The organism is Streptomyces sp. NPDC058295, assembly GCF_042880655.1.
Taxonomy (GTDB): Bacteria; Actinomycetota; Actinomycetes; order Streptomycetales; family Streptomycetaceae; genus Streptomyces; species Streptomyces coriariae.
This window is the reverse complement of the sequence record NZ_JBHVYO010000077.1, coordinates 1-21,079: the sequence shown is the minus strand read 5'-3', so window position 1 is coordinate 21,079 and position 21,079 is coordinate 1. Positions and strand designations below refer to the sequence as shown.

Below are 21,079 nucleotides of genomic sequence, written 5' to 3'. Positions count from 1 at the left end.
GTCCGATCGGAAGATCGGGCGGGATCTTCGTCGTTTCCGGGTGGTGTTCGATGCGGTGTCCGAATGTGCGGGACGGCACGGGTGGCTGCTGGTGGGGATTCCGCCGGGGGATCGGTGGTGATTCGGTGCGGGAGACGGGGCGAGGCCGTCGCCGGGCAGGCCAGAGCCCGGGGTGTGGTGCGGTGGTGTCAGGTCGCCTGGATGGTGTGTGTGCTGGCGGGCGGTGGTATCCCGGAGGCCGACGAGACGGGCGGCCGTTGTCCGTCGCTCCCGCTGTTCTCCTCGGTGAACTCGTTGTCGGGGACGGGTGCGGAACTCGGACAGCACCGAGGCACCGAACCCGGGATCACCCAGCTCCAGGCCGAGGGCGTATTTCAAGTCCATGCCGTACCGCACCCGATGCGCTGCCGCCCGGTCGGTGAGGTTCTCGGCGAACTGCAACACCGTCACCAGCGCCAGCTGGCCAGGTGACCAGCCCGGCCTCCCTCGGGTTCCGAACGCCTCGGCGAACTCGGCGTCCGCGAACAACTCGCCCAGTTCGAGAACGGCGTCCTGGTCGAGCGCGCTGAGGTCGCCGCTGCTTGACGAGGCGTCAGCGGACGTGGTCGAGCAGGTCGGCGACGTCCGCGAAGACCCTTTCTCCCGCCTCCGCGGCGGCGGGAGAAAGGGTGTCGAGGGTGAGGAATCCGTGGACCATCCCGGCCTCGCAGCGGTGTTGGACCGGAACGTCCGCGTCGGCAAGCCGGGCGGCATAGGCGTCGCCCTCATCCCGAAGCGGGTCGTGCTCCGCGGTGACGACAACGGCGGGCGGCAGCCCGCCGAGGTCTGCGGCGTACAGCGGGCTGACCCCGGGGTCGGCCCGCCGGGACGGGTCCGGGACCCATTGCTCGGCCCCCCACACGACATCGTCAGCCGTCAGGCCCCAGCCCGTGGCCTTCGACCGCGCGCTGGGGCAGGAGAGTGTCAGATCGGTGTTGGGGTACACCAGGATCTGGGCGGCCGGCAGCGGTCCTTCTTCATCGCGCAGACGCAGGCAGGCCAGCGCGGCGAGGTTCCCGCCGGAACTGTCGCCCATGACGACGGTCGGGCCTCCGATCCCGACACCGGAACCTCCGCCGGCAGCTGCCCACCGGATGGCATCCACGCAGTCGTCGACGGCAGCTGGCCACGGGTGCTCCGGAGCACGACGGAAGTCGACGCTCAGCACGGCCGTGCCGGTCCTGAGTGCCAATCGACGGCATGCCCGATCGTGCGACTCCAGATCGCCGATCGTCCACATCCCTCCATGGAGGAACACCACCAGCGGCCGGAACGCCGCCGAAGGACGGTAGAGGCGGGCCCCCACGGCAGCCGAGCCGACCGTTAGGTCCTCGACGTGGTCGATTTCGGGGCCCGGAGGCCGGGCTTCAGCGCGGAGTCGTTGCGCACGCCGCAACTCCGCCGCGCCCACGGCACGGGCGGAAGGTCCGGGGTCCTGCCGAACAGCCTCGATGAAGGCGGTCAGTTCGGCATCGGCGAACGAGGGATCGATCGGTTCGGCCATGCAGGCCAGGATGCCACCTTGATCCGAACGACCCCGGCCCGGAGAAAGTCTCCTTGCAAGAACCTTCACAACCACTGCCTGTTGCCTGATCCGACGTTCTCCAACGGCCGGTAGAGGTTTCGGCTGGCTCGGCCCTCGGACATGGCCTGAGCGATCTCCTTCACCTCTCGCTGCGAGATGGTGCTTTGCCCGCGCCGTCAGTTGCTGGACGTATTCGTCATGCATCACTGTCATGATCCAACTCCATGCCCGGGTACGTACTGTGCGGAATAGTCCAGCATCCTGCTGGCCCGCCCCAGGTCTGCGACGAGGAGTTCCCGCTCGTCCGGGTCCCCGTCCCATCCCTCCCTGCTCGGCCCCGCGCTGAGAACACCATCCGTCTCCACCGGCGCTGCCTCGCGCAGCGCGCTCTCCCATCCGGGGTGTCCGTCGAGGGCGCCGGGGCGGCGGAGGTTGGACAGCCACTGCCCGATGGGCCGGTCCAGCATCGTGGCGGTGCGGGGTGCGCACAGTGTCCAGTGCTGGTCGTAGTAGACCCGCGCGGCCGCCAGGTTCTCCTGGAAGCGTTCATCGGCCGGCGACCACACCATGCCGAGCTGCTCGAGCCGGCGGGCGCGCTGGCCGGTCATCTGCCCTGCTCCGTAGGTCCGTCGCTGTTCTGCCACCCACTGCCCCAGGGGAGCTGCCCCCTCCCGGTGTTCGTAAGGCACCCGAGCGTTCCCGACCCGCTCGACGTATCGGCGCAACGCCGCCCAGCCGCGGGCCCAGTCCTGCCGCTCGGTGTCGATCACGTTGAAGGACACCCAGTCCGCGACCATCACCGGATCCCTGGGGGCCGCGAAACGGAGCAGCAACCGTGATTCGTTCTCGCTTCCTCGGGCGGCGTGCCGATGTTCACGGAGGGCTGCGCGACGTCTTTCTGAGGTTCCTGCGGGATCGCGAGCAATTCGATGGCTTCTTCGTCGTGAGCGCGCAGTCCTTCCAGGACTTTCACCAGGGGCCGGTATGAGCCGGAGGTGAACATGTCTTCCGGTTTTTCTCCGGGATGGAGAAATACCGGCACGATCAGGGAGGCGAGTTTGCCTTCTCCGGGCTTTTGGCGGAGTGCGCGTCCGATGGCTTGGACGATGTCGTGCGGGGCGCCCTTGGGGTCCAACAGGGCAACACTGTCCACGCCCGGATGTCGATTATCCATAGGTGGCGAGATGGTGAGCGACGTTTGTTCTGAATGATAGGAGGCGTAGCTGACGGGGCCGCGCCGAAGAGAATCCGATCTTGCGCTGAGACCTCAACCCGATGGGCGATCAGGTGATTTCTGTTCGGGGTCGTGGGTAGATATTGACCGCTTCTGGACTGAATTCTTCTTGACCAACGACATTATCCGCGTAACTCAAGGAGATCGTCAGCTCTTTGATTCGCTTCAGAGGGGTGATGTCGGTGATGTCAGGCAGAGACGAGCGACAGTTGACGAAAATCTCTTTCACATTGGGAAAGATCTCCGGCGCCAAGTCCAGCTGAGTGTCTGAATCGTAGGGGCAAGGTGACGTCCCGGATCTTCCCCCGGCTGTTGTCGGTCAGCCTGGGTCCGGGAAGGTGCCGAGCCGACTGATCGTGTCGGCGATCTCTTCCGTCCATGGCCGGTGGCGGGCGAATCGCAGGCGCCGTTGGCGTGCGGTCGCGATGAGGTGGGCACGGTGGAGAACAGCCGCAGCCTCCCACGGCAGCAGCGACCGGCAAGTCAAGGTCCGCGGCTTCCGGGTCGAGACAGCGTGACGGCGGTGGTGCCGGCCCGGCCGGCACCAGTCGCGGTCACCTCATCACCCCACCGCTCTCTCTCGGGCTGTTGGACCCAGGACCGGCCTTCGGAGACGGGTCGTGGTCTCGGACATAGACGGTGACTCGCGCCCCGTTGACGTGGGTTGTTCCGTACGCGCGGAAGTGGCGCCGCAGGGTGCTTGTTTTCGCTTCCTCCTGCGGGTTGGTCGAGTGCGTACCCGCCGCGCGGACCACGACGATCCGGTCGAATTCCAGCATGCGTGCCGCAATTTCCTGGGCGGGAAACTCGACACCTGCAAGTGTGTTCGACGAAACGGGGTCCTGTGCCAGGGCGAGATCTGTCAGGAAACGGGTGTCCTCGGGGTTGGCCGCAGTCAAGATCCGGTGCTGGCCGGAGAGATAGAGCAGCCCGTCGCCGGGACGGCCTTCCTTGCGTACGGTGGCGCCGATGGCGGTGACGTCATTGCTCCGGCTCTGGGGCGTCCTCAGCGAAAGGCTCGGCTGGACGAGCGCGGCCAGTACGGCAACCGCCGCGATCCACACGTAGCGGGAAGACCGCTGCCGCCGGAGGAAGTAATCCATCCAGGCACCCAGCAGCAAGGCGACTCCGATATTGCTGTAGAGCACATACCGGTCGACGAAAAGGGGCTTGACCAGTGAGGCGATCAGCAGCAGAAGGCCCGGAAGCGCAAGAATCGGCACAGCCAGCGCGGAAAGCCGCACAGGCCCCCTCACCCTCAGGGGCGCCAGGGCACACGCCACGCCCACGACCGCCACCACCAGGAAATAACCAGGCCGCACCGGTCCGCCGATCCAGGACACCTGCTCCGACTGCCCCGCACTGCAGATTGCCAGCGGCAACAGCCCGGCCACAACGCCCGCGGCAGCCACACTCCACGCTCTCAGCACCGGTCGTGGAACACGGGAGACGACCAGTGTGACGCCGTGTGCGACCAGGGCGAGGACCGCGAACTCATGGAGCAGACAGGCCAGCAGCATGGTGGAGCCATAGACCGCCCACCGCCACCGGGCGCGATGCTGGACGCTGACCACGAGCGCATAGGTGGCCCAAGTGAGCAGGGCACAGACCATGGCGTACGAGCGGCCTTCCTGCGCGAACTTCTGTACCTGGGGAAGGAGCGGAAACACCAGGCCGGCCAGCAGCCCGGCACGGGGTCCCGCCAGGCGGAGTCCCAGAAGCCCGACTCCGGCCGCTGCCAAGGACATCGCCAGCACAGACGGCAGCCGCAACGTCAGCAGCCCTCCGCCGAAGAGACCGAAGATCTCATGCATCACGGCGTAGTAGAGGGCATGGACCAGATCAATATGCTGGGCGGTGAGCCATATCTGCGAAAGATCGCGGTGCGCGAGCTGATAGGTGACGGACTCGTCCCCCCACATGGTGTTCTGCCTGCGGATACCCCAGAGCCCCAGAGCGATGGTCAGTGCCAAGGGCGCGATGACGACAACGGCCTTGGCCGGGCCCGGTGTTTGTCGGCGGGCGGGTACGGGAGGGGAAACCGTCTGGGCCGCGACGGGGACACGTTCATCAACGGACATCGGCGACAGGGCCTTTCAGCAGTGGCGAAGAAACTCCGCCAGCGTGCCCGGACCTCGTTGACCGGAGGCTGACCCAACCTGACCAGCCGATCAGGAAGGCGGGCCGGCGCTGTGCGAGGCTGCACCGCATGCGCATCCTGGTGGTCGAAGACGAGGTGGACCTTGCCCACACCCTGCACACCGGTCTGACCGCCGAGGGCTACAGCGTCGACCTCGCCCATGACGGCCGGCAGGGACTGTGGATGGCCCGGACCGGCGAATACGCCCTTGTCGTACTGGACTTGATGTTGCCCGGACTCAACGGCTACAAGGTCTGCGCCCAGTTGCGCCGGGAGGGCAACGCGACCCCCATCCTGGTACTCACCGCCAAGGACGGGGAGTGGGATCAGGCAGAGGCCCTGGACACGGGGGCCGACGACTACCTGGCCAAACCCTTCTCCTACGTGGTGCTCGTCGCACGGCTGCGAGCGCTGGTCAGACGGGCCGCCACGGTCGCCCCGCCCGTCCTTGCTGTGGGCGACCTCTCGTTGGATGTCGCCGGCCGGGTCTGCCGCCGGGCCGGGGCCCGGGTGGAACTCACGCCCAGGGAGTTCGCCGTGCTGGAGCTGCTGGCCCGCCGGGCGGGTCAGGCGGTCTCCAAATCGGATCTGCTCTATCACGCGTGGCCCGAGGAAGCCCTGGATCCCAACCTGGTGGAGGCACGCGTCAGCGCACTGCGCAAGAAGGTGGACTCCGCGTTCGGCCGACGGTCCCTGCAGACCGTACGGGGTACCGGTTACCGGCTGGTGGACGACCGTGAACGCGACTGAGCCGCGGCGCCGTTGGTGGCCGCGTTCGGTACGGGCCCGCGCGGCCCTGGCCGCTGCCTCGGCCGCCGCCGTCATCCTGGTCGGCATCGGCTGGTGGCTGCACCACGACGTCTACCGCCAGAGCACGCAGATCGCCGAAGACCAAGCCAAGGAACAACTCTGGTCTCTCTGCGACAAGTTGCAACAGGGTGTCATTCCTGACTCCATAAGCACTGTGCCGTACGAGGTCGTCGCGACCGGTCGGCGCACCGCTGTCGCCTACGGCGGAGGCATGGACGACTTCGCTCCCGGCACCCACCACGTGATGCCCGCCCCGCCGAAAGCCTTGAGGGCCGAGCTCATTACTACCGTTCGCCTGCCTGCGAACCCCGACTACGACCCCCATGACAAATCCTCTGTGGCCGGCGGGACCAATCAGGTCATCACGGCCAATATCCCGGCCGATGTTCTGGGCGATGACAAAGCCGCTGCTCTGGGCGTCACCGCCGACGCCAACCTGCGGGTATATGTGGTGGTGCTCCCGCACACAGCCGAGGCAATCACCGAGACCACCGACCTCCTGCTGCTGCGGGCCGGGCTCGTGAGCCTCGTACTGATCGCCGCCGCCGCCTACTTCGCCGTCCGAATCGCGCTGCGGCCGGTCGAAGCCATCCGCGTCCTCACCGCCTCGGTCACCGCGAGCGACCCCCGCGAACGCGTCACCGTCCCCGCCACGGGACACGAGATCACCGCCCTGGCCACCACCATCAACAGCACCCTCCAGCGCCTCGACGACGCCGCCGCCCAGCAACGCCGCTTCGTCGCGGACGCCGCCCACGAACTACGCAGCCCCCTCACCACACTGCTGGCCAGCCTGGAAGTCGCGCTCGCCTACCCGGAACGCACCGACTGGCCCGCCGCGGCCACCACCGCCGCACGACAGACCCGCCGCCTCCAGGCCCTCGCCGAAGACCTGCTGCTCCTGGCCCGCCTCGACACCCGCACCCTCATAGCCGGCCCCGAAACCGTCGACCTGACAGCCCTCGCCTCCCGGCTGACCGAGCAATACCCCCTCACCGAACGGCCGTTGACCCTCACCTGCGACAGCACCGCCCCCGCACACGCACGCGGAAACCCGGACGAACACGAACGACTGCTGCGCAACCTCATCGACAACGCCGCCCGCCACGCCGCACACCGCATCCAGATCACCATCCGAAACCAGGACGCCTGGGTCGTCCTCACGGTGCACGACGACGGACCGGGCGTGCCCACCGAGGACGCCGAGCGCATCTTCGAACGCTTCGTCCGGCTCGACGACGCCCGCTCCCGCGACCACGGCGGCACCGGCCTGGGCCTCGCCATCGCCCGCGACCTGGCCCACCGTCACCGAGGCACCCTCACCCTCACCCCCCGGCCCCTCGGAGCATGCTTCCAGCTACGCCTTCCCCGAGCCTCCACCCCGGCCGAGGAATGACGCGCTTCACCGCGGCAGCCCTTCGGAACCGGAAGACCACCAGATGACCACGCCCACCGCCACTGCCGCAGAAACGATCAGCCACTTCACCGCCACCTGGCTGAGCCCGGCTGCTGTGGACCTCCACCGCCCGACCGGCGCGCGGCTCGGAGATCACCGCCTGCCGCCACGACGGCCTGGTCGGCCGACTCCGCGGCCGGCCTCGCCGCGATCGCCGACCTCGGCTTCGTCGGCCTCGACGGTGGTGGCGACAACAGCAGCGACCCGGTGGATCATCACCGAGTATGACTGAGCGCCGCAGTTGGCCACTGAGACTTCAGTTGGCCACAGTGATCATCGGTTTCATCTTGAGCGCCGTACGGCAGGCGCTGGAGCACTCCATCGACCTCCGCCCCACGTGTCGCCGCCTCCACAGGGGATATGAACCCGGGAGGCAGTTCTCCACTCACTGGGAGAAGGATGAGTCTCGCCAGTCAGGCCTTGCCTCTCGTTGGTGTCGCCATCGGCGCGGCGGTGTCCTTGGCTGTCTCCGCCGTGAACGAGCGCACTCGGTGGCGGCGCCAGCAATCCGTCCGATGGGACGAGCGGCGTCTCAGCGCCTATGCGGAATACGCCCACACCGTCAAGGATCTCAGCAACCGGTACACAGGGCTGGCCATCGCTCGCGGCCTCACCACCGGGTCGACAGCGCTGGAGCCGACCGACGCGGTGCTCGAGGAACTCGCAGCAGCAGAGGCCCACCGATCGGCGCTCGCAGAAGCCCTGTGGCTCCTCGGCGACGTGGACAGCAATACCGCCGCAGTCAAACTGAACCACGCACTCTGGCACCTTGAGTGGCTCGCTCGCGGCATACCGACCACCGGCATCGCCACATGGCCTGAGGCGTACCTCGAGTTTCGGAAGGCGCGCGAGAACTTCCTGAAGGCCGCACGCCGCGACCTCGGCGTCCGGGGAGGACGGATCACCCACGACGTCCCATGGCCTCCACCGTGGTGCCCCTCGAATGACGCAGGAGCGGGCGGGCCCTGAGACGGCGGCTCACCGCTGAGCACCAGACTGGCCAACTCAAACGCTCAGTGGCCAACTGAAGTGCTCAGTCACACGAGCAGGTGCTGGGCCTGGGGCCGGCGTCAGGTCAGTAGGCGAGGTCGAGGTAGTCGATGTCGTTGAGGGTGACGTCGGAGAGTCCTGGGGCGCGGGTTCCGCCGTCCTGGAAGTACACGTCCTTGAAGCCCTCAGCGATGATGCGGCGCATCTGCTGGTCGCTGGCTCCGGCGTCGCGGGCGTTGAACAAGCGCTGTGCGTAGGCCGGGGGGAGGTGGACGGTGAGGCGTCGGAAGCGTCCGTCGTCGGTGGTGCCGATCGGTGCGGTGTAGCCGAACCGGGCCCTGGTTTCCACGGTGATCCCGGTCGCGGTGGCCGCCTGCTTCTGTCGGCGCTTGCGGACCTGGGGCTGCCACCGTGCCCGTACGGCGGCGTCGACCCGGTCGGCGATGGCCTGGGGCGGGTGCTTGCGTTCGCCTGTTGGCTGACCCCGATCTCCTCAGCCACGGCCCGGGTCGTCTTGAGCTGTTTCATCAGGAAGTTGATGCGGGCCTGGAGTGTCTTGGGGGGCTGGCGGGTGAACGCTTCCCGGTCGGCGCGTTCGATGGCGTCCTCGATCTCTGCCACGGCTCAGCCCTTCTCGGTGGTGGGGTCCTGGCCGTCCGCGTCGGTCAGGAGGAACCGGGTCTGGTGCATCTGGCACGGGCGGCTGTGACGCCGCAGCGCCGGTCGCGCAGGGTGCGTGTGGCGCGCTGCAGGGTCCCGACGCACCGGGGGCGCGCACAGCTGCCGCACGGCCTCCAGTGCGGGTGCGGGGCCGGTGTCGGACACGGGCCTTCGTCGAGGACGGCGTCGCCGCCTTTGATGTGGCGGGCGGGGTTGTGGCCCTGTTCCATCAGGTCGACGGCCCAGAGCATGGTCTGGACGCCTTCGAGTTTGGCCAGGCCGGGTGTGGGTCCGAGGCGGAAGGCGCCGGGCTGGGGCTTGCCGGAGGCGGCGTAGGGCAGGAAGTCGAGCGGGCTGTCGCCGGGGGAGGGGTAGACGACGCAGTCGGAGAGTACGGCGAGCGGGTACAGGCCCGTCATCCTGACCATGTTGGTGAGTTTGCGGTGCATGTTGACCCGCGCCTTGGAGATGACGGCGGCGCGGATGTCGGGCCGCCAGGTCGGCCGCTGAAGGGCCGGCCACCGCTCGCCCTCCTTGTACTTCCTGCCCTGCGGGCGCTCGCGGAGCTTGCCGATGCCGCCCTTGACGGTCGCCTTGATCGCGGCGAGGACGGCCGCCATCGCCGGGTCGACGACCGCGTACGGCAGCGTGCACTCCTCATCCGTGAGCAGGCTGACGTCGCGCACCCACTGGTACGCCTCCTCGTTCAGGAACCCGCCACTCCAGCCGGAGTTCACGATGACGGGGTGTTCGGGGGTTGCCTCCGGCGGCGCCGGGTCCATCGGCTCCGTGCCCAGCGAGCCGGGGTTGTGGCCGGGCGCCCAGTTCCCCGTCTGCGGGTCCTGCACCGCGCGCGTCGGCGGACGCAGCGCCGTCATCAGCTCCAGCCCGGACACCGCCGTCGACCCGCGCGGGGTGATGACGCGCTGGGCGTAGATGCCCAGGACGCGGGCGACGTCGGCCGGCTCCATCTGCGTCACACCGGGCCAGGACCGCTCGTCGAGGGCGTCCCAGGACAGGATCGCCAGCTGCACGCACTGCCGCTCACGCCCCTGTGCCTTGCGGTAGATCCTCGCCCAGGGGCCGAACCCGCGCTGGGTGAGCCGCCACTTCGCCTTCACCACCTGCGAACAGCTCTTCCTCAGACGCCATGCCCTGCCACCTTCACCTCAGGACCCAATATTGCTTAACCACAAACTTACCCCACTCCTTAACCTTCCTGCGCCCAGGGGAGTCCGAGGCCGGCCAGCGCCTGGAGCTTGTCGGCACTCAGCTTGGCGCGGCGGACCTTCTGGTTCATGATCCACACACCGAGCTTGACGGGGTGCTCTTGGCCGTCGACCACGACCGTCTCCACGTGCCCCCGTGGGACGGTCACAGAGCCCTCGCGCGCCTTGTACTGCCCAAGGGCCGCAACGCCCCGCTCGAAGGCTCCAGAGGCAGCCTTGGGAGCCTTGGCGGTGCTTCAGGGGCACTACACCGATGGCCTCCAGGCGCTCGCGCTGACCGCCCGTCAGGGTCTCCCAGACCTTCGGCGCCCGCTGCCGGGCCAGCCACTTGCCGACTTCCATCCCATGCACGGTGACACCGGGGAGAACGATGTCGGCCTGGTCCTCATCGCGGACCAGTTCCCGCAGTGCGGCGTAGTGCCGCTGCCAGCCGGCCGGCCACGACGGGTTCCAGTCCTCGTCGACCGACTCCAGCGCCGTCTTCCACTCGGGGTGGTCCTCCAGCGCACCCGGGCGGCGCAGGTTGCTCAACTGGCTATGTAGGTGAGTAGGGGAGGCGTTTGTCGTCCGGTACGGGAGGCGGCTTCGTGTCGCAGAGGGTGATGTTGCCCAGTTTTGACGGCACTTGGAGCCTTGCAGTGGGACGATCGGTGTGCTTCTCCCGCTGGGGGTTCGAATGCACATATCGACGAGCAAGGTCGAGCTGTACGCGGCGATCCGCCGTGACCACCGTGCCGGTCTGTCGATGCGTGCTCTGGAGCGCAAGTACGGCGTGACCTGGCGGACGATCCGTAAGGCCCTGGACTCGAACTGGCCCGAGCCCCGCAAGAAGCAGGCGCCGCGTCCGACCCGGCTTGACCCGTACAAGCCGCTGATCGACGGGATGCTGCGGGCGGACCTCGACGCGCCGCCGAAGCAGAAACACACGGTGAAGAGGATTTTCGACCGGCTGCTGGATGAGCACGCGGCGGACGGGATCTCCTACCAGATGGTCCGCGCCTACGTCGCGGTGCGGCGCAAGGAGGTCCGGTGGGAGGCCGGCCGCGGGCCGGAGGAGATGTTCGTCCCGCAGTCCCATATGCCGGGGGACGAGGCGGAGGTCGACTTCGGTGATGTCCACATCGTGCTGGCGGGGGTGCCCACCCGCTGCTACCTGTTCTCGCTGCGGCTGTCGTACTCCGGCAAGGCGGTGCACCGGGTGTCGGCCTCCTGCGGCCAGGAGGCGTTCTTCGAAGGCCATGTCCACGCGCTGTCCGTGCTGGGCGGGGTGCCCCGCGGCAAGGTGCGCTACGACAACCTGAAGGCGGCGGTCGCCCAGGTCCTGGGCTTCTCCCGGCAGCGCACGGAACCGGAGCGGTGGATCGCTTTCCGTTCGCACTGGGGGATCGAGAGTTTCTACTGCCGTCCGGGCATCGAGGGCGCCCACGAGAAGGGCGGGGTGGAGGGCCAGATCGGCTACTTCCGCCGCAACCACTTCGTGCCGGTCCCCGAGGTCGCCACCCTCGCCGAGCTGAACGAGATGGTCGACCGGTGGGACCTTGAGGACGAGGGCCGGCGCATCCGCTCCCGTCCCCGGACGATCGGCGAGTACTTCGCCGTCGAACGGCCGCAGTTGAAACTGCTGCCCGACGAGCCGTTCGAGACGGGCCGCTGGTTCACCCCACGGGTCGACCGCTACGGACAGATCACGGTCCGCACCAACCGGTACTCGGTGCCGGTCCGGCTGATCGGCAAGACGCTCCGGGTGCTGCTGCACGCCTCCGAGCTGGTGGTCTTCGACGACGGCCGGGAAGTGGCCCGGCACGAAAGGCTGAGCACTCAGGGCGGCTCTCGCCTGGTCCTCGATCACTATCTGGAGGCACTGGTCCGCAAGCCGGGCGCCTTCCCCGGGTCGACAGCTCTGGAACAGGCTCGCTCGGCCGGCCGGTTCACGCCGGTCCATGACGACTGGTGGGACGCGGCCCGCGCGGCCCACGGCGACAAGGAAGGCACCAAGGCCCTGATCCAGGTGCTGCTGCTGGCCCGGCACATGAGCCACGAGCACCTGGTCGCCGGGCTCGCGGTCGCGCTGCGGGCCGGGGCGCTGACCGCGGACGCGGTCGCGCTGGAGGCCCGCAAGATCGCCGACGGTGACCTGCCGGACCAGCCGATGCCCTCACCACCGCCAGAGCCCGCAGCGGCCGGGCCGGCACGGGCGACCGTCACCTTTCTCGCCGACTGGCGGCTGTCCCATCTGCCGCCCGACACTCGGCCGCTGCCCTCGGTTGCCGCCTATGACCAGCTGCTGCGACGGCGCGGCGGGAGTGCTCCGAGCAAGGGAGAAGCGACATGAACGCCAAACGCAACCGCGGGCTGACCGAGGAAGCCGCGACCACCGCCATCGACCAGGCGTGCCGGATGCTGCGGCTGCCCACCATCCGCGGCCAGTTCCCCGACCTCGCCGAGGCGGCGTCCCGCGAGCAGATGTCCTACCGGGGCTTTCTGGCGGAGCTGCTGCTGGCCGAGTGCGACGACCGGGCCCGCCGACGCTCGGAGCGGCGCATCAAGGCCGCCGGGTTCCCGCGCGAGAAGTCACTGCGGGCCTTCGACTACGACGCGAATCCCAACATCGACGCCGCGACCATCAACACCCTCGCCACCTGCGAATGGGTCCGCAAGGGCCACCCTCTCTGCCTGATCGGAGACTCGGGCACGGGCAAGTCCCATCTGCTGATTGCGCTCGGGACCGAGGCCGCGATGAAGGGATACCGGGTGAAGTACGTCCTGGCGACCAAGCTGGTCAACGAGCTGGTCGAGGCCGCCGACGAGAAGGTCCTGGCCAAGACCATCGCCCGCTACGGACGCGTCGATCTTTTGTGCATCGACGAACTCGGCTACATGGAGCTCGACCGCCGGGGCGCCGAACTCCTCTTCCAGGTTTTAACGGAGCGTGAGGAAAAGAATTCTGTGGCGATCGCTTCGAACGAGTCGTTCGGAGGGTGGACGAAGACGTTCACCGATCCCAGGCTCTGCGCGGCCATCGTCGACCGCATCACCTTCGGCGGCAACATCATCGAGACCGGCACCGACTCCTACCGACTGGCACAGACCAAGGCGCAGGCCGAGCGAGTGGATGCAGGCTGACCTGCCATCCCTTCCGATATTCCCTGGTCCAGGCCGCTGCAGGGTCCGTATCTTGGCGCCATGGTGGATGAGGAAAAGCCGAAGCTCTACGTGAACCGCTGGGGCGACACGTCGAATCCGGATCCTCAGGGACCGGGGTCTTATCGGGACGGCTGCTCGTGCTTCGATCAGTACAAGGCGCATCCGCGCGCCCGCGTTGGATTCCACACCGAGTTGCAGGACACATCTTCTGCGGGCTGGAAGCATCTGCTCACGCTGATTGAGGAGGCGGCCGCTGACGGCCGGGAAGAGTTCCGCCCGCTGGTCGAACTCAGCCCGCAGGAGCGGCGGCAGATCGTCACCCTGCCGCCATCCATCTCCAAGCTGACGGCGGTCAAGCGCTTCGTGCTCTACGGCAGCAACCTGGTCCGTATCCCACCCGAGATGGGAGCCATGACCAGCCTGGAGGAGTTCACCCCCTACACCTCGAACCGCCTGCACTGGTTCCCCTACGAGATCACCAGATGCTCACGGCTGGCCCGCAGCACGGTCAGCACACGGTCGTTGTTCGGCAACTACAAACTGCGTTCGCCCTTCCCCCGGCTCCAGCCGCCTCAGGCCTCCGTCGCGGAACTCGATCTGACCGGCCTGGACCCCCGCCGCTGGGGAGCGACAGCCATCCACACATGCAGTATCTGCGACCAGCCGATAGAACAGGGCGGGCTCCACCAGGCGTGGATCTCCTTGCGCGTGGCCACCGACGTCCTGCCCCTCTTGGTCAACGCTTGCTCGCCAGCATGCGTGGCAGCCCTTCCCCTCGGAGCCGAGGACTACATTCCATCGCCGCATCAAGGCGGCCGAGTCGACCAGCCCGCGTCTGACTGGGACTAAGAAATACGACTGACGCGACGATCTTCGCACGCTTGAGCGACTTCAAAACTCATCGACATCGATCTCCTACCTGCCCACCAAGTGCCTCCCGAAGACGACGACAAACGCCTCCCGAAGAACCCAACACAGCCAGTCACCAGCCCGAGTCGTACGCAGTTGCTCTCGTACTTGATTCCGCCAGCCACTGGTGGTGCTACCTGCTGCGTCCTCGGCGTTACCCGACGCCGTCTACACCTTCGAGTGACCGTGCGCTGCCGCCCCTGCCGCCCCTGCCGACAGGGGCGGCAGGACTTCCTCAGCCCCGCCTACAGCGAACACGACCTGGTCGTACTCCTCGAAGTCGCCGGCGTCACCGACCCCGAGGCGACCCGCAGTAGGTGGAGTGGCGCGGCGGCCACGCCCACGAATTCAGCGCCGCCTGACGTCCGAGCGGCGGCCGGGCAGGACCGTCCTGCCCGGCCGCGGTGGCTACTCCCAGGGCTTCGGTAGCGCGTGCCACAGGGCTCTGAGCCAGTCGGGCGGGTTGGTGAGGGCCTTGTCCCCAACTTGCCTACTCGTCTGCACTGTCACGGTGCGCTTGCTGGGCCTGATACGACTCCAGACGTCCCACCAGATAGGCGAAGACATTCGTCAGGAGCTTGATATCCCCTCGGCCGCCCCGAAGAACGGTCGACACCGCAGTCTGTCCGGCTCCCACTGAGCCTGCGATGTCGCGGATCGTTGGGGCTCCTGCGCGTTCGCGCAGGAGGTCCCACGTTGGCGACATGTCGTTTCTCGTCTTCAGTTCTTCGAGGAGTTCGTTCCAGGTGGTGTCCGCAAAGGGATCTCCGTCGTTGCGGGGGTCTCGTCGCGGACGGGCCGGCGGAAGAGCGCGCGGCTTCGCTTCCGGTGCGGCCCCCTGCAAGATGCTCTCCATCACTTCCCGGTATTGCTCGTTGTCCACCAGGTTCGCTTCAAGCAGGCTCTCAAGCATCCTGATCTTGGCGTCGCACGCCTCCTCAGGAGTCATGGAGGCCAAGCTCCCCGGTTTCGGAAGGGCGTCTCCGGTGGAGCGGTGCGTGCCGAGCAGCATTGCGTGGTATCCGCGCGCTCCCTCTTCCTCGGCCAGCAGGCGCAGGCGCTCGATCTCAGCCTCGACCCAAGTTCGCTTCCGCATCCACTCCGCCTCATTGCCTCCCCAGGAGCGCACCAGGGCAGCGAGGACGGGGACTGTCGGAATGCGCTCGCCTCGCAAAGCGGCATGGAGCGTCGATCGCGGCATGTTGTTCTCGGCCGCGATGGTGTGGATCGTCTTAGCGTCGAAGCCGGCGTCGTCACGCAGTTGTCGGAGCGCAAGAGCGAACCGAGCCCGAGGGCCATCGTCCGGAGAGAGCGGCGTCGCACGACGTGGCATCTGGTCTACACCTGTTGTCTCGCGTAGAGCGCGTTTTGTGCGCGTATTGTCTCGCCCCCCTTACGGGGTGACAACCCCGTTGCGAGACTCCAACTACCAATCCAGCGACCGCCGGACGTCCCTAGCCTCGCAAGCATGATGAGGACGCCCGGCGACAGACCGCCGTTCTCGCGGCAGACAGGACGACAACAATGCGGACGCCCTCTCCCCATGATGACCCCCAACTCCCCCTTCGCCGCAAGCCCCGTCTCAAGCTCGTCGTCATCGGCGTGGTCGTGGTCGGGGCCGCGTCGGTGCTCCCACCGGACCACGTGAGCGCAGTCGCCGAGGTGGTCGGCGCCGCCGCGTCGGCGGTGGTCCTGCTCGGCAAGCGCGAGGAGGGGCCGACGCTCGGCTGACCCTGAGCACCCCAAAGGCCCACCGGCCGAAGCCGGTGGGCCCATGGCGTGCGCGTTCCCTAGCTACTTCGCCTCGGGGCGTGCTTGCGGATGATGCTGCCGGGGTACCGCTTGGCGACGCCTTCAGCGACGCTTTTGTGCTGTGAGGAGAACACCACTTTCTCTTTCGGCCAGCCGAAGCCGCCGCGGGTCCACGGCCCGGTGAAGCGGACCTGATCGGTTGCCCAGTCGCCCGCCCACTGCCATGGGCGCAGCCGCCCGAGTCGATAGCTGGCTGCGAGCACGGCGGCTGCGGTGGCGACGACGCCTATCACGTCCAGCGCATCCCGATCTTGGACAGTTGTTCCACGCGCTCGGGGGAGAGGGCCGCAGCCCTGCTGCGCTGGTTCCCGATCCAGGCCCCCAGCTTGATCTCCCGCTCCTCCTTGTCCTCGCCGTTGCCGCTGACGAGGATCCTCTCGACGTGCTTGCGGGGCACTCGGAGGTGTCTCTCCCGCTCATAGAACTGCCGGGCGGCGCCGAGATGGAGCGCCCATTTGTCTGCCTGGCTGGTCCGCGGTTTGGGTCTCTCGTCGTTTGTGGCGGGCTCGATCCCGAGGACCTGCTCGCTCATCCACTGCTGCACGGTGCTCAGCTTGTCGAAGCCGAACCGCTGCGCTTTGACCCATCGTCCGAGGTCTTCGCCCTGGTGCACGACAACGCCCGGTTCGGCGGGCAGCACACCGCCCTGCTCCAGGTGTTGCCGGACGAGGTGGAAGCATCGCTGCCACTCCACCGGCCAGGCAGGGCACCATGACGGGTCGATGTCCTCGAGCTGCTCGCGCCGCTCCTGGGACAGCGCCCCGGCCGCTGACTGCACGGGCAGGCCGTTGGCACGGCGCTGTTCGATCTCGTCCGCCTTTCGGGCGGCGGCGCGTGCGTTCTTCAGCCAGATGCCTACCCGATGGCCCTGGTAGGTGGCGTCCAGTGGCGCCAGGAGGTGGCCCGCTTCGGCGGCCCATCCGAGGGTCGCTGCGAGGCCCTCTTCCCAGGCGACGTCGTAGTGCGACCAGACCATGCCCAGTTTTTCGAGCTGCGCGATGCGCTCTTCGTCCATGTCGCCACGGGCATAGAAGCGTCGGGCGTCGGCGATCCATTGCCCAAGTGGGAAGGCGGCGAGCGAGGCCGGCCACCCTTCGGCTTCCGCCTCCTCGCTCCCACTGCCGGGGACGCGATAGGTGAAGGGCACTTTCAGGTCGCCGTGGAGCCGTTGGTAGAGGGTGGCGGCTTCGATGCCGCGTCGCCAGTGCTGGTGTTCGGGGTTGAGGACACGGAGGCTGATGAACGCTGCCAGCTGCGCGGGGTCGCGCGGCGTGCTGAACTTCAGCAGCTCCCGAGCTGGCACCGACAGTCGCTCGCTTCGGTCGCTCTCGCCCTCCTGCTCCCCGCTACGGCTCTGAACACCACTGACACGGCTTGATGCCTGTTGCTCGGCGAGCTGCTCGACGATGCGGGCATCGTGTGCGCGGAGTGCCTCGAGCAGTTTCGCCAGGCCGCCGTACGCCCGGCTTGTGAGCATGTTGTCGGCTGTCTCTCCGGGGCCGAGCAGGACGGGCACGACCAGGGAGGCGACCTTGCCTTCGCCGGGCTGCATGCGCAGTGCGCGGCCGACGGCCTGGACGAGGTCGGGCATGGAGCCGCGTACGTCGGCGAAGTACACGGAGTCACAACGGGATGTATCGATGCCTTCGCCGAGCACGCGAACGGACCCAAGAAACGTCTTCTCCACGATGGTGCCGTCAGCAGCGATTCCCCTGGAGAACTCCTCTAGGACACGCCGCCGGTGGAGGGGCTTGTGCTCGCCGCACAGCCAGTTGGCCCAAACCGTGGCCGGGTACAGCTCCGGGTCGGCGTCGTGCAGTCGCTTGGCGACGCCGGGGAGACCGGCCGCGAAGGCCTCGGCCTCCTTCACCATGTGGTGGAAGACGAGCGTGCGCTGAAAGCCCTCCTGCGAGGACGCCTTCACCAGAGCGGTCTGCAGCGCCGCGAGCCGCGCCCCGCGTACCTGCTCGGAGCGCGCATCCTCGCCCAGAAGCTGCGCTGCCTGGAGCTGGGTGTCGGTGATGTCCACGCACACCACCTGGTAAGGCGCACAGATTCCCCGGTCGATCGCCTCCGAGAGCGTCAGCGTGTAGCAGCGGCTGCCGAAGGGGGAGGCGGGGTCGTCATCCATCGACGCCACCAGTTCACCCGGCGCCCCTGGCTGCTCCTGGTCTTCGTCGAGCTGCCACAGCCGGGGCGTGGCGGTCATGTACAGCCGACGCAGGGCGGGGATGCGGGTGTTGTCGTGGACGACCGCCCATGGCTTGCCGATCCTGCCCGAAACCCGGTGCGCCTCGTCCACGACGATCAGGGACCATCCCGGGAGGCCGGCGGCGTGTGCGCGTTCCAGCGTGCCGAGCCCGAGCGAGGCGTACGTGGCGAACACGGTGACCTTGTCGAGCGGCCTCACCCACTCGACCAGCTCGTGCACGTCTGTGGTGTTGGGGAAGGGCACCTCCTGACCGCGCAGGGAGGAGACTCCGATCATCGGGCCGGTGCGGCCTCCCTCGCGCCACGCGGCCTCGGTCTGGGCGAGCAGGTCCAGCGAGGGCACGAGCACGAGCACACGGCCCGCACGGAGCTCCTCCGCGCTCCGGGTGGCCACGAGGGTCTTCCCGGTTCCGGTCGCCATGATCACCTGAGTCCGCAGCCCCCGCTCCGGCACAGTAGATCTTGCAGGCAATTCGAGTGCCCGGAGTACCGCATCCACGGCTTCTCGCTGGTGGGGACGGAGTTCCTTCACAGCCATTCCGATCTACCCTTTTCTGCAGCACCAGACGAAAGATTCCATCTGCCACAGGCGAGCAACGAGCATGAAACCCCCATGCGATGGGCCACGGCACCACCACCCCGACACCCCGTTCACGCCTCCGCTCCGGGACACTCTAAATCCAGAGTCTATCTCACACTAAAAATGAAGCAGACCGCCGAGAGAGTCAACGCCGACGCCATGGGTACTCCACAACCATCACTGTCCACCGTGACCCGGAGAGCCATGACACACAAGACCGAAAACGACCAGGGAAACCGGTTCTGCAAGGCCTGCGGCACGCCGGCTGAAGACGGGAAACTATGCAATCACTGCGGCGCCGTCCTGGACCTGCCTGACGATGCCGGGCTGATCGAGGACCAAGGCGCAGCGGTACGACGAGACTTCGAAGGACGCACCGAGCAGCAAGGACAACAGTGATCGAGACAGCACGCACGAACCCAATCCACTGAGGAACGCATACAGGGGCACACGGGCCGGCATGCATCCACAACTGACCGCATCACGTCCCTGCGAGCCGTACGGCAACTGCGCCAGGTCCGCGCCTTCTATGCGGCGGGGGTCCTGTTGTGGGCGGCCGCGGCAATCTGGACGGGATGGGCGCATCCCGCAAGCCGGCAGATGTGGGTCTCCGCACTTCTCCTGGCCGTCTTCACTGGCCTGCTGCTCACGGCTTTCCTGTGGCTGCGACGCCTCCAGGCCGGCGCAGCAGGCAGGCTGGCGCATCACGCTGCACCGCGCAGGTGGTCGCCCACCTCGCGAATGCCTGAGCACGACCGTCGCGAGCACCCTTCCGTAGCCCGGCCCTGTCCCCGTCAGCGGGCCAATGCTCCTGGAGACGCAGCCGGAAGGATCGCGGGGCGACGGAGAAGCGCAGCGAGTCCGCCGAGGGGAGCGTTGTCCGTTATCTGAGGCGGTGTCAGGGCATTCGGAGTTGCATGAATCGTGATGCGGTAGTGCAGGCCGCCTCCGGTGGCGGCAGTCCAGTTTTCATCCCGATCCTGTGTGCCTTGCTGATCATGGGGCTGGTTCAAGTCGTACGTCCGCAGCTGCTCTGGAAGATGAATAGGAACCTGCAGCGGGGATGGGTGAAGGACCCGGACGCGACCGAGCCCACCAGCAAGGGATACGCCATGCAGCGAGTGACGGGGCTGCTCTTCCTGGCGGTCGCCACATGGATGCTTGTGCAGCAGATCTGACCGGAAGCCAGACGACCCGAAGGCTGCAACCGGGGGAGAGTAGGCCGCTTTGGCTGCAGTTGTGAGCAAGGCGACTGACGAAGGGAGGCGTCTATGGAGCAACGCCCGGGTTCCCGTGTTCCGCCGTCATGGACGAGGCCAGGTAACCGTTGGGGGCCGCGGTTGTACTGGCCGATGCTCTGTCTGAGTATCGGCCTGCTGGTATGGCGGGTGATCGATGGTGACAGTGCGGTGCGCATCGTGGTGGCGGCCGGCCTGGCACTCATGTGGATCGGTCTCATAGCCGCCAACCGGGCTGCGCGGCGCAAGGAGGCCAGCCGAGTCTTGTACGGGTAGACGAGGGGGGATGGCGGTGGAAGCGGCGAAGTGGTCAGTGGATCGTGAGCGCTTGTCCCGGTGGGTTCCTGAGGGCGAGCGGATGACGGCCGGTTGCGCGGTGACGTACGGGCGCACGCTGTGGGGCCTGTTCCCGCGGCGTGCTTCGCTTCTGTTGACCGACCGTCGGGTGCGAGTACTACGCCACCGGGGCAATGACCTCCGGTACGCCATACGTGGTGTCTGGTTCGAGATGATGCGCGGCGAGGCCGTGGCGGTGTGCAGGAATCCGCGGGTGCGGGTGGAGTTCGACAAGGGGCAGGAGATCGAGCTGTGCCGGCACGGTGGTGGGGTGGAGCGTCTGCGGATCAGCCAGTGGGATGCGGTGCATGCCGAAGCCCTGTATGCGGCGTTCCCTGGCGAGGGCAGCGATCCGCAGTCCTGAACACCTGCCGTGAGAGCCGGGCCGCTCAGGCCGGTGGGCTGCTTTGACTGCACCACCAGACCCCTCCTTGTTGCTGCTCGGGCCGAAGGCCCGTGGCCAGCCCCGCGCAGCGGGGCTGGCCTTGTGGCGCATCGCGCCATCGGTGGCTGGAGCGCAGCGGAGGCCACCTCGCGGGGACGCAGCCCCCCAGCTCCGGGAGCGCAGCGGACGGAGCGTCACCTGCCTCGTGGGCAGGTACCAGACACCCAGGATTCCCGCTTGCGGGAATCCTGCCTCTCCGCGCTTGCGCGGAGAGGCTCGCCCTAGAATTCCGGTCACGGAATTCATTCCCGCGTTTACGCGGGAATCCGAATTGCGCTTGCGCAATTCGCGCTCTATGCCCCGGCTTGCCGGGGCATTACC

Annotated in this window: 19 protein-coding genes and 4 pseudogenes; 10 read left to right on the top strand and 13 right to left on the bottom strand. The window is 67.6% G+C overall.

The genetic code is table 11. From position 1 onward, the window contains the following. Nucleotides 1-303 precede the first annotated feature (303 nt). The 6 genes and pseudogenes from ACFVYS_RS41460 to ACFVYS_RS41435 all read right to left on the bottom strand — a co-directional run. A pseudogene (locus ACFVYS_RS41460) lies at nt 304-489 on the bottom strand (transposase); the annotation flags it as partial. A 103-nt stretch (nt 490-592) separates the two neighbouring features. After that, nucleotides 593-1,777 (bottom strand): alpha/beta hydrolase, encoded by a 1,185-nt coding sequence (locus ACFVYS_RS41455; RefSeq protein WP_389510749.1) that lies wholly within the window; start codon nt 1,775-1,777, stop codon nt 593-595. Further along, the gene (locus ACFVYS_RS41450; RefSeq protein ID WP_389510747.1) at nt 1,774-2,361 is read right to left on the bottom strand and encodes a helicase associated domain-containing protein; all 588 of its coding nucleotides are present in this window, start codon (nt 2,359-2,361) and stop codon (nt 1,774-1,776) included. Before ACFVYS_RS41450 ends, ACFVYS_RS41455 begins: the two co-directional genes overlap by 4 nt. Further along, the gene (locus ACFVYS_RS41445) at nt 2,361-2,717 is read right to left on the bottom strand and encodes a hypothetical protein (protein WP_389510745.1); all 357 of its coding nucleotides are present in this window, start codon (nt 2,715-2,717) and stop codon (nt 2,361-2,363) included. The genes ACFVYS_RS41450 and ACFVYS_RS41445 overlap by 1 nt, the downstream gene beginning before the upstream one ends. Nucleotides 2,718-2,847: 130 nt before the next feature. Continuing rightward, complete coding sequence (locus ACFVYS_RS41440) at nt 2,848-3,051, bottom strand: hypothetical protein (protein WP_389510743.1); 204 nt, start codon at nt 3,049-3,051, stop codon at nt 2,848-2,850. 301 nt (nt 3,052-3,352) lie between these two features. Then, on the bottom strand, nt 3,353-4,879 hold the full coding sequence (locus ACFVYS_RS41435) for a hypothetical protein (RefSeq protein WP_389510741.1): 1,527 nt from the start codon (nt 4,877-4,879) through the stop codon (nt 3,353-3,355). A gap of 128 nt (nt 4,880-5,007) precedes the next feature. On the opposite strand from ACFVYS_RS41435, the gene ACFVYS_RS41430 reads away from it, so the two are divergent. The 3 genes from ACFVYS_RS41430 to ACFVYS_RS41420 all read left to right on the top strand — a co-directional run bounded on the left by ACFVYS_RS41430 (nt 5,008) and on the right by ACFVYS_RS41420 (nt 8,173). Then, entirely contained in the window at nt 5,008-5,688 is a 681-nt protein-coding gene (locus ACFVYS_RS41430) for a response regulator transcription factor (protein WP_327187359.1), read from the top strand. Then, nucleotides 5,675-7,144, top strand: a complete 1,470-nt coding sequence (locus tag ACFVYS_RS41425; RefSeq protein ID WP_389510739.1) for a sensor histidine kinase — start codon at nt 5,675-5,677, stop codon at nt 7,142-7,144. The genes ACFVYS_RS41430 and ACFVYS_RS41425 overlap by 14 nt, the downstream gene beginning before the upstream one ends. Nucleotides 7,145-7,603: 459 nt before the next feature. Then, nucleotides 7,604-8,173: a hypothetical protein gene (locus ACFVYS_RS41420; protein WP_389510737.1), complete on the top strand. Its 570-nt coding sequence runs from the start codon at nt 7,604-7,606 to the stop codon at nt 8,171-8,173. A 106-nt stretch (nt 8,174-8,279) separates the two neighbouring features. Here ACFVYS_RS41420 and tpg read toward each other — a convergent pair. The 4 genes and pseudogenes from tpg to ACFVYS_RS41400 all read right to left on the bottom strand — a co-directional run. Beyond that, nucleotides 8,280-8,815 (bottom strand): annotated as a pseudogene (tpg, locus tag ACFVYS_RS41415) (telomere-protecting terminal protein Tpg). 206 nt (nt 8,816-9,021) lie between these two features. Next, nucleotides 9,022-9,981, bottom strand: a pseudogene (locus ACFVYS_RS41410) (transcriptional regulator); the annotation flags it as partial. Between the two features lie 83 nt (nt 9,982-10,064). Beyond that, nucleotides 10,065-10,232, bottom strand: a complete 168-nt coding sequence (locus ACFVYS_RS41405; protein WP_389510735.1) for a hypothetical protein — start codon at nt 10,230-10,232, stop codon at nt 10,065-10,067. 157 nt (nt 10,233-10,389) lie between these two features. After that, nucleotides 10,390-10,767, bottom strand: a pseudogene (locus ACFVYS_RS41400) (helicase associated domain-containing protein); the annotation flags it as partial. On the opposite strand from ACFVYS_RS41400, the gene istA reads away from it, so the two are divergent. The 3 genes from istA to ACFVYS_RS41385 are packed head-to-tail and all read left to right on the top strand — an operon-like array spanning nt 10,760 to nt 14,076. Next, entirely contained in the window at nt 10,760-12,415 is a 1,656-nt protein-coding gene (istA, locus tag ACFVYS_RS41395; RefSeq protein WP_389510734.1) for an IS21 family transposase, read from the top strand. The pseudogene ACFVYS_RS41400 and the gene istA overlap by 8 nt on opposite strands. Beyond that, the gene (gene istB / locus ACFVYS_RS41390; RefSeq protein WP_389510732.1) at nt 12,412-13,206 is read left to right on the top strand and encodes an IS21-like element helper ATPase IstB; all 795 of its coding nucleotides are present in this window, start codon (nt 12,412-12,414) and stop codon (nt 13,204-13,206) included. The genes istA and istB overlap by 4 nt, the downstream gene beginning before the upstream one ends. Nucleotides 13,207-13,266: 60 nt before the next feature. Continuing rightward, nucleotides 13,267-14,076, top strand: a complete 810-nt coding sequence (locus ACFVYS_RS41385; RefSeq protein WP_389510730.1) for a leucine-rich repeat domain-containing protein — start codon at nt 13,267-13,269, stop codon at nt 14,074-14,076. Nucleotides 14,077-14,626: 550 nt separating this feature from the next. Here ACFVYS_RS41385 and ACFVYS_RS41380 read toward each other — a convergent pair. Continuing rightward, entirely contained in the window at nt 14,627-15,469 is an 843-nt protein-coding gene (locus ACFVYS_RS41380; RefSeq protein WP_389510728.1) for a hypothetical protein, read from the bottom strand. Nucleotides 15,470-15,660: 191 nt separating this feature from the next. Here ACFVYS_RS41380 and ACFVYS_RS41375 point away from each other — a divergent pair, with 191 nt between their 5' ends. Next, a complete protein-coding gene (locus ACFVYS_RS41375; RefSeq protein ID WP_389510727.1) occupies nt 15,661-15,867 on the top strand; it encodes a hypothetical protein in 207 nt (68 codons plus the stop codon). 59 nt (nt 15,868-15,926) lie between these two features. Here ACFVYS_RS41375 and ACFVYS_RS41370 read toward each other — a convergent pair whose 3' ends face one another. Both ACFVYS_RS41370 and ACFVYS_RS41365 read right to left on the bottom strand, forming a co-directional pair. After that, on the bottom strand, nt 15,927-16,181 hold the full coding sequence (locus tag ACFVYS_RS41370; protein ID WP_389510725.1) for a hypothetical protein: 255 nt from the start codon (nt 16,179-16,181) through the stop codon (nt 15,927-15,929). Further along, a complete protein-coding gene (locus tag ACFVYS_RS41365; protein WP_389510724.1) occupies nt 16,178-18,697 on the bottom strand; it encodes a Helicase associated domain protein in 2,520 nt (839 codons plus the stop codon). The genes ACFVYS_RS41370 and ACFVYS_RS41365 overlap by 4 nt, the downstream gene beginning before the upstream one ends. 165 nt (nt 18,698-18,862) lie before the next feature. Here ACFVYS_RS41365 and ACFVYS_RS41360 point away from each other — a divergent pair, with 165 nt between their 5' ends. The 3 genes from ACFVYS_RS41360 (at nt 18,863) to ACFVYS_RS41350 (ending at nt 20,677) form a co-directional block, all read left to right on the top strand. Next, nucleotides 18,863-19,138 (top strand): hypothetical protein, encoded by a 276-nt coding sequence (locus ACFVYS_RS41360; protein ID WP_389510722.1) that lies wholly within the window; start codon nt 18,863-18,865, stop codon nt 19,136-19,138. A 518-nt stretch (nt 19,139-19,656) separates the two neighbouring features. Then, on the top strand, nt 19,657-19,917 hold the full coding sequence (locus ACFVYS_RS41355) for a DUF6199 family natural product biosynthesis protein (protein ID WP_389510720.1): 261 nt from the start codon (nt 19,657-19,659) through the stop codon (nt 19,915-19,917). 346 nt (nt 19,918-20,263) lie between these two features. Next, on the top strand, nt 20,264-20,677 hold the full coding sequence (locus ACFVYS_RS41350; protein ID WP_389510718.1) for a hypothetical protein: 414 nt from the start codon (nt 20,264-20,266) through the stop codon (nt 20,675-20,677). Nucleotides 20,678-21,079: the final 402 nt, after the last annotated feature.